At 37.9% G+C, this 12,419-nt stretch carries 12 protein-coding genes; 9 read left to right on the top strand and 3 right to left on the bottom strand.

Annotated features, from left to right (window positions below; all coding sequences use genetic code 11):
- Positions 1-46 precede the first annotated feature (46 nt).
- Positions 47-856, top strand: a complete 810-nt coding sequence (locus IGI79_RS11650) for an MBL fold metallo-hydrolase (RefSeq protein ID WP_010736688.1) — start codon at positions 47-49, stop codon at positions 854-856.
- A gap of 171 nt (positions 857-1,027) precedes the next feature.
- Here the strand turns inward: IGI79_RS11650 and IGI79_RS11645 are convergent, their stop codons facing one another.
- The gene (locus IGI79_RS11645; protein WP_065096053.1) at positions 1,028-1,690 is read right to left on the bottom strand and encodes a CPBP family intramembrane glutamic endopeptidase; all 663 of its coding nucleotides are present in this window, start codon (positions 1,688-1,690) and stop codon (positions 1,028-1,030) included.
- Positions 1,691-2,509: 819 nt separating this feature from the next.
- On the opposite strand from IGI79_RS11645, the gene groES reads away from it, so the two are divergent.
- The 5 genes from groES (at position 2,510) to IGI79_RS11620 (ending at position 7,477) form a co-directional block, all read left to right on the top strand.
- Positions 2,510-2,794, top strand: a complete 285-nt coding sequence (groES, locus tag IGI79_RS11640; protein WP_019723198.1) for a co-chaperone GroES — start codon at positions 2,510-2,512, stop codon at positions 2,792-2,794.
- A gap of 36 nt (positions 2,795-2,830) precedes the next feature.
- Positions 2,831-4,456, top strand: a complete 1,626-nt coding sequence (gene groL, locus IGI79_RS11635; RefSeq protein ID WP_010736685.1) for a chaperonin GroEL — start codon at positions 2,831-2,833, stop codon at positions 4,454-4,456.
- Between the two features lie 329 nt (positions 4,457-4,785).
- The gene (locus IGI79_RS11630) at positions 4,786-6,192 is read left to right on the top strand and encodes a PTS sugar transporter subunit IIC (protein ID WP_019723199.1); all 1,407 of its coding nucleotides are present in this window, start codon (positions 4,786-4,788) and stop codon (positions 6,190-6,192) included.
- 72 nt (positions 6,193-6,264) lie between these two features.
- On the top strand, positions 6,265-6,537 hold the full coding sequence (locus IGI79_RS11625) for a hypothetical protein (protein WP_010736683.1): 273 nt from the start codon (positions 6,265-6,267) through the stop codon (positions 6,535-6,537).
- A gap of 16 nt (positions 6,538-6,553) precedes the next feature.
- Entirely contained in the window at positions 6,554-7,477 is a 924-nt protein-coding gene (locus IGI79_RS11620; RefSeq protein WP_335883064.1) for a LacI family DNA-binding transcriptional regulator, read from the top strand.
- A gap of 43 nt (positions 7,478-7,520) precedes the next feature.
- On the opposite strand, the gene IGI79_RS11615 is transcribed toward IGI79_RS11620, so the two are convergent.
- Positions 7,521-8,273 carry a MerR family transcriptional regulator gene (locus IGI79_RS11615; protein WP_410300919.1) on the bottom strand — a complete coding sequence of 251 codons (753 nt, stop codon included), beginning with the start codon at positions 8,271-8,273 and terminating at the stop codon, positions 7,521-7,523.
- A 191-nt stretch (positions 8,274-8,464) separates the two neighbouring features.
- Between IGI79_RS11615 and IGI79_RS11610 the strand changes: the two genes are divergently transcribed.
- The 3 genes from IGI79_RS11610 to nadE all read left to right on the top strand — a co-directional run bounded on the left by IGI79_RS11610 (position 8,465) and on the right by nadE (position 11,604).
- Positions 8,465-8,824: a DUF1827 family protein gene (locus tag IGI79_RS11610; protein ID WP_023520312.1), complete on the top strand. Its 360-nt coding sequence runs from the start codon at positions 8,465-8,467 to the stop codon at positions 8,822-8,824.
- A gap of 467 nt (positions 8,825-9,291) precedes the next feature.
- A complete protein-coding gene (locus IGI79_RS11605) occupies positions 9,292-10,764 on the top strand; it encodes a nicotinate phosphoribosyltransferase (RefSeq protein ID WP_010736679.1) in 1,473 nt (490 codons plus the stop codon).
- Between the two features lie 12 nt (positions 10,765-10,776).
- A complete protein-coding gene (nadE, locus tag IGI79_RS11600) occupies positions 10,777-11,604 on the top strand; it encodes an ammonia-dependent NAD(+) synthetase (RefSeq protein WP_335883061.1) in 828 nt (275 codons plus the stop codon).
- Positions 11,605-11,873: 269 nt separating this feature from the next.
- Here nadE and IGI79_RS11595 read toward each other — a convergent pair whose 3' ends face one another.
- The gene (locus IGI79_RS11595; protein ID WP_335883060.1) at positions 11,874-12,212 is read right to left on the bottom strand and encodes a RidA family protein; all 339 of its coding nucleotides are present in this window, start codon (positions 12,210-12,212) and stop codon (positions 11,874-11,876) included.
- Positions 12,213-12,419: the final 207 nt, after the last annotated feature.

The following is a 12,419-nucleotide window of genomic DNA, read 5'->3' as shown; positions in this document are numbered from 1 at the left end:
GTATAATGAAAAAAGTTTACAAAGTAAGAAGGGAAGTAGTAGTAAAATGGCTGAAGGAAATACAGCTTTTAAAATCAGTATCCTTGCAAGTGGGAGTTCAGGAAACTCATTATATATCGAGAGTGACAAAAAGCGACTTCTGGTAGATGCAGGACTGAGTGGGAAAAAAATTACTTCCTTAATGGCACAAATCGGTCGGACGCCCGATCAATTAGACGGTATTCTTGTGACACATGAACATCGAGATCACATTCATGGGGTCGGTGTTTTGGCGCGTAAGTACCATTTAGATATCTATGCAAATGAAAAAACATGGGAAGCAATGGCTCCGATGATCGGAAATGTCCCAATTGAACAAAAACATTTATTTCAGATGGGGAAAGTCCAAACGTTTGGCGATTTAGATATCGAGAGTTTTGGTGTTTCTCATGATGCAGCTGCACCACAGTTTTATCGTTTCCACAAAGAGAATCGTTCATTTGTCATGCTGACGGATACAGGTTATTGTAGTGATCATATGCGAGGGATCATTGAAAATGCTGATGGGTACTTGATGGAAAGCAATCATGATCTAGAGATGTTGCGTATGGGGCCTTATCCTTGGAATTTGAAACAACGTATTTTAGGCGATCGTGGTCATTTATCGAATGAAGATGGTGCGTTAGTGATGACTGATGTAATTGGCGATCGTACAAAACGAATCTATTTAGGCCATTTAAGTAAAGAAAACAATATGAAAGAATTGGCCCATTTGACTATGGAAAATATTCTTAAGGAAAAAGATCTAGGTGTGGGATATGATTTCAATGTGTACGACACTGACCCGGATGCTGCAACAGAATTATTTTCAATTTGATCAATCAGTTGTGACGGAAGTGATTGGCTCATAAAAATAAGCAGTAAAGTCCGAAAATTTGAAGGAATTTTTGGGCTTTACCGCTTTTTTCGTAAGGAGTTACCTCCTGAATGCTATTTATTTTATTATAGGGAGTGCCTGATGATGAAAGTCACAGGCTTTTTTATTATATTACAGTAAACCTTGTTGCAATGCCAATTGTACAATGACAACTAGAGTGTTCATACCAATATGGGTGATCATTGGTGCCCAGATCCGCCCAGTGGATCGGTATAGTAAACTAAAGAAAAATCCTAAAAAGAAGTAGACGAGTAAATGCCCATCATTGTGTGCTAATGCAAAGAGCAAGGAACTAACACTTGCACCTACCCAAAAGTTGGTATAGTGACCAACGATGCCAAGAATACTCCGACGAAATACAAATTCTTCCATGATTGGTCCGGCAATAGTTGTAGCAATAATAAAAGCAGGAGTATCTAAAATCAGTTGGATAATATTTTGCGTATTTTCAGATGGAGAGACTTCTCCAAAAAAGAAACTCTCGATCATAACCGCAATACTTTGTAAAATCAGAGCGATAAAGATACCAACGACTCCGTATAAAATGATTTTCGAGCGAGAAGCAACCGGTACGTTTGCTTCGATTTCGATTGGTTCTTTATGTTTGAAGTACAAGAACCACAGAATGATTGCACCTAAGATATACGCAACTGTTGTCGCATTAATCAAACCTGACGTTGAATTTACAAGTCCGACAGATGTCAGAAGTAAAGGCGAGACAAATACTAGCCCGTAACAAAAAATGCTAAAAAAGCTATATTTTTTTAATGACATATGAAACCTCCTTGAGCTAAGTGAAAAGCCAAGTATAACTTTCTTTCTTGCTCTAATAATATAGGAAAAGAAACCTTTCGTTGAACGTTAAGTGAAGAAACTTAGTAGCTTAATCAACTTCTGTGTTACTAAACACTATCCATTATTCATTATACCATATCAAGATGTTTCTCTGATCAGTTAGTATTGATCGGATTTTTCACAACCTAATAAACGGTGTTCAAGAAGCAACACTTCAATAATAAGTCAAAAAAATCCAAAATGAAAAAGCCATTTTTGATTTTTCTGTCTTATTACTCAGTGCTGAGCGCTTCTTTCACAACCTAGATAAACGGTGTTTAAGAAGCTGACCTTCAACATTAAGCTAGAAAATCAAAAAATAGGAGGAGCTATTTTCTGATTTTCCATCTTACTGCTCAGGTCAAAGCGCTTCTTTCACAACCTATGATAAACGGTGTTCAAAAGCCAGCTCCTTCAATATTAAGTCAAAACTTGAAAAAATATGAGAAGCTATTATCTCAAATTTTGTCTTAATACTTGGAGCTGATCGGCTTTTTCACAACCTAATAAACGGTGTTCAAGAAGCAACACTTCAGTAATAAGTCAAAAAAATCCAAAATGAAAAAGCCATTTTTGATTTTCTTGTCTTATTACTCAGTGTTGAGCGCTTCTTTCACAACCTTCTTTAAAAAATTTTTTTCTATGATTTAAAAAGCTTGCAAAAGAATAGGAGAATGAGTATTATTAAAAATGTAGGTTAGCACTCGATGTGATAGAGTGCTAATGGATTCAAAAAAAGAGTTATCGGAGGGATTTATCGTGTTAAAACCATTAGGTGATCGCGTCATCATTGAAGTCGCGCAAGAAGAAGAAAAAACTGTTGGAGGAATCGTTTTAGCTTCATCAGCGAAAGAGAAACCTCAAACTGGAACAGTTGTAGCAGTGGGTGAGGGACGTTTGCTAGAAAACGGCGAAAAAGTTCCTGCAGCTATTAAAGTAGGCGACCAAGTAATGTTTGAAAAATATGCCGGTACAGAAGTGAAATTTGAAGGAACAGAATATTTGATCGTCTCTGGAAAAGATATCATGGCGATTGTTGAGTAAGTACAAAACAAAAATAATTGATGAGGTGACGAAAAAATGGCAAAAGAATTGAAATTTGCAGAAGATGCACGTGCAGCAATGTTACGTGGTGTAGATAAATTAGCAGATACAGTAAAAGTGACATTAGGACCAAAAGGCCGTAATGTTGTTTTAGAAAAATCATATGGTTCTCCATTGATCACAAATGACGGTGTGACGATTGCAAAAGAAATCGAATTAGAAGATCATTTTGAAAACATGGGTGCAAAATTAGTTTCAGAAGTTGCATCTAAAACTAATGATATCGCTGGAGATGGTACAACGACAGCGACTGTATTGACACAAGCAATCGTTCGTGAAGGCTTGAAAAACGTAACAGCTGGTGCGAACCCATTAGGTATTCGTCGTGGGATCGAATTAGCCACTAAAACAGCAGTGGAAGAATTACACAACATCTCAACTGTTGTTGACTCAAAAGAGGCTATTGCACAAGTTGCGGCTGTTTCTTCTGGTTCAGAACAAGTGGGCCGTTTGATTGCGGATGCAATGGAAAAAGTCGGCAATGACGGTGTCATCACAATTGAAGAATCTAAAGGGATTGAAACAGAATTAGATGTCGTAGAAGGTATGCAATTTGACCGTGGTTACTTGTCACAATATATGGTAACAGACAACGACAAAATGGAAGCTGTTTTGGAAAATCCATACTTGTTGATCACTGACAAGAAAATTTCAAATATCCAAGATATCTTACCTTTATTAGAACAAATCTTACAACAATCACGTCCTTTATTGATCATTGCAGATGATGTGGATGGCGAAGCATTACCAACATTGGTATTGAATAAAATCCGTGGAACATTCAATGTTGTTGCTGTAAAAGCACCAGGTTTCGGCGACCGTCGTAAAGCAATGTTAGAAGATATTGCTGTCTTGACTGGTGGAACAGTGATCACAGATGACTTAGGATTAGAATTGAAAGATGCAACAATCGAAAACTTAGGGAATGCTTCAAAAGTTGTTGTGGATAAAGATAACACAACAATCGTTGAAGGTTCAGGCGATAAAACAGCCATTGATGCACGTGTTCAATTGATCAAAAACCAAATCGCTGAAACAACTTCAGACTTTGACCGTGAAAAATTACAAGAACGCTTAGCGAAACTTGCTGGCGGAGTAGCTGTCGTAAAAGTCGGAGCAGCAACTGAAACAGAATTAAAAGAATTGAAACTACGTATTGAAGATGCATTGAACGCTACTCGTGCCGCTGTTGAAGAAGGCATGGTCTCTGGTGGTGGTACAGCATTAGTGAACGTGATCAACAAAGTAGCGATGATCGAAGCAGAAGGCGACGTAGCAACAGGTATCAAGATCGTTACTCGTGCGTTAGAAGAACCAATTCGTCAAATTGCTGAAAATGCTGGATACGAAGGATCAGTTATTGTTGATAAATTGAAAAATGTTGATTTAGGAACAGGATTCAATGCAGCAACTGGTGAATGGGTAAACATGGTGGAAGCCGGAATCGTTGACCCAACAAAAGTAACTCGTTCAGCATTACAAAATGCAGCATCTGTTTCTGCATTACTATTAACAACTGAAGCAGTAGTTGCAGACAAACCAGAACCAGCAGCGCCTGCTGCACCAGCTATGGACCCATCAATGATGGGCGGCATGATGTAATAACTCCAGAAGAACCTTGTTCAATCAAGGTTCTTCTTTTTTTTGTCTTCTTAGAAAAAAGCATAAATAGGGTAAAATCGAGTGTGACGTAATGAGATTGTGCATTTATATTGTAAATAAAAAATAGGCAAGTCACTAAATTGACAAGTCAATCATCAAATCGTTGTATTATTATTTCATCGATTTAATCTATGATAGAAAATTTATTTCCTTTAACATTTCTTTCACTCTTTCGCTAGCGAAGTTCACAAAGTTATGCTATATTTGTGATATCATTATAATGTATACGCATTCATGATGATGGAAGATCGAATTGTAGGAGGATGAAAATGAATAAATTGATGGAATGGATGGAGAGATATATTTTGCCAGTTGCCACGAAGATTGGTTCGGAAAAGCATCTGGTTGCTTTACGTGATGCGTTTATTGGAACCATGCCGGCAACGATGGCTGGGGCAATTGCGGTGCTATTGAATGCGTTTATGCGTGATTTTCCTAACACGTATCTAGGTGAAGGGAATGCCATTACAACTTTCTTTACACCAGTAATTGGTGTCAATGGCCTGATTTGGAATGGGACGCTAGCGATTATGGCAGTCGTATTCGCATTGTCACTAGGCGCAAATTTGGCAAAGGCATATGAAGTGGACCCTGTATCAGGAAGTATTGTATCTTTAGTTGCATTTATTATTGGATTACCTGATGCTGCCACAGCTGTTCTGACGTTGCCAGAAAAATTGTCACAAGATGCTATGGACATGATCACTACCGCAGGCGGCGTGATTGCTGATGGAACTGATGGTGGACAGACGCTTTCGATGGGCGCATGGGGTTATTTCAACTTTGGGAAATACATGGGCGGTTCTGGTCTTTTTACAGCTATGATCTTTGGTTTTATTTCTGTTATCATTTTTGCACTATTGATGCGTAAAAAAATTATTATCAGAATGCCAGAATCAGTGCCACCAGCAGTTGCACGTGCTTTTGCCGCAATCATTCCTGCAGTTGTTTCTTTATATGTTGTGGGAACGATCAATTATATCTTCCGACAAACAGCAGGAGTACCATTGATTGACTGGATCTCTGAAGCGATTCAAAAACCTTTGATGAATTTATCGCAAGGGTATGGCGCAGTATTTATTATCGTATTACTTGTTCATGTGCTTTGGTTCTTTGGATTACACGGAACAAACATCATGTCACCAGTGTTACAGACGCTTTATGGTACAGCGATGGTCGAAAATACCAATGCTTTTCAAAATAATGAACCAATCCCCTTCAAATGGGTAGCAGGTTCATTTGAAGCATTCGTATGGCCTGGTGGTGCTGGTGTAACGTTGGTATTGATCGTCATGATTTTATTTTTATCAAAACGTGCCGATTATAAAACAGTCGGTAAGCTGGGGATTGCTCCTGGTTTGTTCAATATCAATGAACCAGTGATGTTTGGTCTACCAGTCGTATTGAATCCATTGTTGATGATCCCATTCATCGTCGCACCACTTGTAACGGCAACCATTGCTTACTTTGCGACAATGGCAGGCCTTGTTCGCCCAGTGGTGGTAAATGTGATTTGGGTCATGCCAACGATTATCAGTGGGTTCTTAGCAACCGCAGGTGACTGGCGTGCCATTGTCTTGACGATCGTCAATCTCTTAGTCGCTGCTTTGATTTGGGCACCATTTATCTTGGCTGCAAACCGTTTAGATCCTAATCTAGGTGAACCAGAAGAATAAAAGAAGCAAACTCCTTGCTATGAGACGCGTTTCATACCGTATACTCAAAGCATAAATAAAGGAGGGCTTCTTATGAATACCTATATCAAAGCAACGCAAGGCACCAAGAATCAATGTTTTTACGCATTTGTTGAGTTTAAAGATTCCATGCTCGTGTTGTCTAGTTTTCAAGGCCTTAATCGATCGGTGATCAAAAAAATCAATTTAGCAGATATTTCTGGTTTGACCAAGGATAATTATTGGGGTGGTCAACGAATCAGTTTCTATGACCAAGGAACATTGTATCAATTTTTCGAATGTGGACCTGCTGTGGTAGACTATCTACAAGAAAATCTTTTTGTATAGGTGGCGAACAGTAGTCATGGCAAACATCCGAGATATAGCCAAACGAACAGGATATTCTGTTTCGACAGTATCCCGTGTCATCAATCAACATCCTTATGTCGATGAAGCGAAACGAACAGAGATCTTGAAAGTGATCAAAGAATTAAATTATGTACCGAATGCCAATGCCAGACAACTAAGTTCTGGAAAAACTAAAAATATTGGTGTCATTTTACCTTACACAAATCACCCATATTTTGATCAGTTGCTCAGTGGAATCATTGAAGTCGCTTTTAGTGAGGGCTATAAAGTGACGTTGTTGCCAACAAACTACCAAATAAAACGGGAACAACAATATTTAGAAGAGTTTGCGGCGAAAGCATTTGACGGATTGATCATTACATCAAGAGCAAATCCCTTAGAGTTGTTGCTTGATTATCAACGCTATGGCCCTATCGTCTTTTGCGAAAAGATCGAAGACTTGGAAGTAACGAGTGTCTATATTGATCGCAAACAATCGATTACTGATGGCTTATCCTTTTTAAAAGATCAAGGTGTCAAACGTTTAGGTGTCACCTTAGGAAGAACCGGTCGAATGAGTTACAATTCGAAAATCACATTAAAACTGTGTAAAGAGATTTTTCCTGAATTTAATGCAGCTGATGTCTATTGGCAGTGTATTGATACCGAACATGGGAAATTGGCTGGGAAATTTTTTAAGGAACGAGGAATTGATGGCATTTTCACGAATTCAGACACAGTAGCAGCGGGAATCCTGCAAAGCTACAAAAAACAAAAAATACCAATCGTTGGTAGGGAAAATATGCTGATCAGTGAAATATTAAATTTTTCAACAATTGATCACCATCTGAAACAATGTGGTGAAACCGCTTTTCGTTTGTTTTTGAATGATACAGTCGAACAAGTAAAGATTCCGTATACTTTTATTCAACGTCCGTGAAATAAAAAAGACAAATCCTTTTTGTGGATTTGTCTTTATTTATTTATGCATGGGCTTGGATGATCTCATTCAATGCTACAGCGGCGCCTTTGCCACTGCGAGAATCATAGTATTCAGTGAAGCGTTCATCAGAGATATAAAGCATACCTAATCCTTTGTGGGCTTCTGCTTGATACGTGGGCCAACTAAATAATAGCCATTTTTTATGTGCATCAAAAATTTCTTTTGCAAGTACTTGATTTGATTGGTCAGACAAATACGTCTTTAAGTTCGTTAGTAGTCGTTGCTCTACTTCTTGCATCTCTTGATACTTTTCTTGAGACAGGTTTTGCCATTGTTCGTTTGCTTTATCAATGGTTTCTTCTCCGTATTTTTCACGGATCTCTGTGCCATAGTTTGTTTCATTTTCAGTTATTTTTTGTTTTTTAAATCCTTCAAATTTTTCTTGGTCAGTCATCTTTTTTCCTCCTTTGAATTGTGCTAATGTTTGTTGGACGGTTGCCAGGAGAGTATCAATTTCTGCTCGTTTCTCTAATAGTTTTCTCTGGTGTTCGATGAGTGCATGTTGATGATCAAAGGTAGGATCATCTAATAATTCGCGAATTTGGTTCAGTGGAAAATCTAAGGATCGATAAAATAAAATTTGTTGTAGACGATCGATTTCTTGAGAACCATAGATACGATAACCAGCTGAATTGATCCGTTTGGGTTTGAGTAAATCAATTTCATCGTAAAAACGTAGTGTACGACTACTTACTCCTGAGAGCTGTGCCATTTTCTTAATTGTGTATTCCATTGTTTTCCCTCCTGACAAAACTAGCATAATCCTTGACGTAACGAGAAGGTCAAGTGAAAAATCATCTTTTTTATCTAATTGATTATATGTTATACTATTAAACGAAGAGAGGGAAATCAAATTGTTTTTTTATCGTCTTTATGAAAGCGATTTATTTTATTGGTTGAAAAAATTAAGAAAAGAGGAAAAGTATGAAACTGATTGAAACCCCGATTACGAGCAACTTGAATATCAAAACTTTTTATCCAAAAATCGTTGATTTCTTTTTTAGAAATTCTGCTATTCGATTTTATAAACTATTTTCTTTAGATCGTACACAGATTTTGTTGATCGATACCTATAATCAAGTCCAATTAGTGATGATCAATACAAAAAAGAAAATCACTAAACAGGAAATTGATTATGCAATCAAAAAAGTGTTGAAAACAGAACGATCAGCGGTCAATATCCATGTAGGTGTCAAGCAAGAATTAGAAGAAGCGGGTGTTCAGTTCAAACGGCCGAATAAGGACATCGTCATTGTAGAACAAGCCATTGCAACGATTGCATAGCTCGATCAATACAGCAAGAAAGTTATGGATGATCCTAAATTGAATAAGCGATAGGAAGTAAAGCGCCTAAATTCCAAGATAGTTTGATCTTTGGGATTTAGGCGTTTTTTTACAACCTCGATAAACGGTGTTCAAGAAGCAACACTTCAATAATAAGCCAAGAAAACCCAAAATGAAAAAGCCATTTTTGATTTTCCTGTCTTATTACTCAGTGCTGAGCGCTTCTTTTACAACCTAGATAAACGGTGTTCAAAAAGCTGACCTTCAACATTAAGCTGAAAAATCAAAAAATATGAAAAACTATTTTCTGATTTCTCATCTTACTGCTCAGGTCAAAACGCTTTTCTCACAACCTCCTATCTTATTTCTTCACTTTGTACAAAATAAAACAAGATTTCTTTTACTAGGGTATTTTTTTGTTATAATGGATAAGAAATGAAAATTGGCTAAGAGGAGCAATAAAAAAGATGACGACAACTTACTCAGATGACAGTTTGACGCTACATACGGATCTTTACCAGATCAATATGATGCAGACTTACTGGGAATTAGATAGAGCAGATAAACATGCAGTTTTTGAATGTTACTTTCGAGAGATGCCATTCAATCATGGTTATGCTGTTTTTGCAGGTTTAGAACGATTAGTGGATTATTTAGAAAACTTGACATTTACTGATACAGATATTGCGTATCTTCGCGAGATGGCTGTTTATCCGGAAGGCTTTTTGACGTATTTACGTGAATTCAAATTCAAAGCGACTGTCCGTTCCGCTCGTGAAGGAGAACTTGTTTTTGCGAATGAGCCATTGATCCAAGTGGAAGGCCCATTAGCCCATTGTCAATTAGTAGAAACAGCCTTATTGAATATGGTGAACTTTCAAACGTTGATCGCGACGAAAGCGGCTCGTATCAAATCAGTGATCGGTGACGATCCATTATTGGAGTTTGGTACACGCCGTGCACAAGAATTGGATGCTGCGGTTTGGGGTACTCGTGCTGCTTATATTGGTGGAGCAGATGCAACGAGCAATGTTCGTGCAGGGAAAATTTTCGGGATTCCAGCAAGCGGTACTCACGCTCATTCTCTTGTTCAAAGTTATGGGAATGACTATGAAGCATTTATGGCGTATGCAAAGACACATAAAGATTGTGTTTTTCTAGTGGATACTTACGATACCTTGAAATCGGGTGTTCCTAGTGCGATCCGTGTGGCAAAAGAACTTGGCAACAAGATCAATTTCCAAGGCGTACGTATCGATAGTGGTGATATGGCGTATATTTCGAAACGGGTCAGAGAACAATTAGATTCCGCTGGTTTTACAGAAGCGAAAATCTATGCCTCAAATGATTTAGATGAAGCGACGATTTTAAACTTAAAAATGCAAAAAGCAAAAATCGATGTTTGGGGCGTTGGGACAAAGTTGATCACCGCCTATGACCAACCGGCTTTAGGTGCAGTCTTCAAACTGGTATCCATCGAAAATGAACAAGGTGAAATGATCGATACGATCAAATTGTCTAGTAATGCAGAAAAAGTTACTACACCAGGTAAAAAACAAGTATGGCGTATCACTCGTAACTTTGATGGGAAATCAGAAGGCGATTATGTGACACTATGGGACGAAGATCCTCGACAAGAAGAAGAGATCTTCATGTTCCACCCGACACATACCTTTATCAATAAAACCGTTCGTGATTTTACAGCTCGGCCAATTTTACAAGATATTTTTGTTGAAGGAACGAGAGTCTATGACTTACCAACATTAGAAGAAATCAAAGAGTATACCAGAGGAAACTTAGATTCTCTTTGGGAAGAATACAAACGTGATTTGAATCCGCAAAAATATCCTGTGGATCTATCAACAGATTGCTGGAATCATAAGATGGCAATCATGGAACGAATGAAAAAAAGCGTCACACAATTAACGAGTGAACTATAGGAGGAATGGAAGATGAATCATTTACAACAAGCAATCATCGAAGAATTAGGCGTGAAATCAGTCATCGATCCTCAAAATGAAATTCGTGTGAGTATCGATTTCATGAAAGAATATTTGAAAAAGAATCCCTTCTTAAAAACCTTGGTCTTAGGTATCAGTGGAGGACAAGATTCTACTTTAGCCGGACGTTTAGCACAATTGGCGATGGAGGAAATGCGGGAAGAAACGAAAGATGACAGTTACCAGTTCATCGGTGTACGTTTGCCATATGGAGAACAGGCAGATGAAGAAGATGCTAAAGCTGCGTTAGATTTTATCCAACCAGACGTCCAATTACGTGTCAATATCAAACCTGCAGTCGATGCGCAAACGCAAGCGTTGATTGATGCAGGTGTAGAAATCAGTGATTTCAATAAAGGAAATATCAAAGCGCGCCAACGAATGATCACACAATATGCGGTTGCAGGACAACGCGCAGGGGCTGTGATCGGTACCGACCACGCAGCTGAAAATATTACTGGCTTCTTTACGAAATATGGTGACGGTGGGGCAGATATTTTACCATTGTTCCGCTTGAATAAACGCCAAGGAAAAGCATTGTTGAAGGCTTTAGACGCGCCAGAACATCTCTATACCAAAGTGCCAACAGCTGACCTTGAAGAAGGCAAGCCGATGATTGCCGATGAAGTCGCATTAGGTGTCACATATGATGAGATCGACGACTATTTGGAAGGGAAAGACATTCCAGTCGATGCACAACAAAAAATCGAGCAATGGTGGAATAAAACACAGCATAAACGTCATTTGCCAATTTCGATCTTTGATGATTTTTGGAAATAAATAAAGTGAATAAACGAATCAAATAAACCGTTAATCCTTTGTTGATCAAGGGATTAACGGTTTATTTTTGTTTGTATTCGTTTTTTGCTCTCCAGTGTATTTCTAAGGTGAAGATTTTTATTGCTGTGCTTCATTCTCATAGAAAAGAAGGCTTAAAAAACAAGTTGTCCACATTGGAAGAGTCAGCATGGAAAGAAACAAAATAGGATCGGCTATAATTAATGGGCACTCTTTGACAGTCTGAAACAAATCGATGTTCCTTAAGAAAATCATTTGATAGCGACAATAGCATCTATTTCTACTTTGAATCTTGGATCAATCAATCCGGCTACTATTACTACTGTCATTGCTGGTTTATTTTCTCCATATAGTTTTATAAGTGTCGTCCTAAGTGATCCTAAAAAGGAAGCATCAGTTAAATACACGTTCATTTTGACAATATTTTGGGTACTCGCTTCGTTATCCATAATGATGGAATTTATTTTTTCAACAACGATTTGTATTTGCTCATTGATACCATCGGGAATGTAATCCTCTTTTTGAGGTGTCTGTCCGGAAATAAATAATAAAGGTGAATCTGTCATAACACTATTTGAATAGATAGCCATAAAATTACTCCTTTTCATTGATATTATTATGCAGTGATGAACGCTTCTTTCATAACCTAGATAAACGGTGTTCAAGAAGCAACACTTCAATAATAAGTCAAAACCATCAAAAATGAAAAAGCCATTTTCGATGATTCTGTCTTATTACTCAGTGCTGACCGCTTTTTTCACAACCTATGATAAACGGTGTTCAAAAAGCTGATCTTC

Origin of the sequence: Enterococcus sp. AZ084 (assembly GCF_051714905.1) — a bacterium.
Classification (GTDB): Bacteria; Bacillota; Bacilli; order Lactobacillales; family Enterococcaceae; genus Enterococcus_B; species Enterococcus_B pernyi.
The sequence above is the reverse complement of the archived record's forward strand: the minus strand, read 5'-3'. Positions and strand labels throughout refer to the sequence as shown.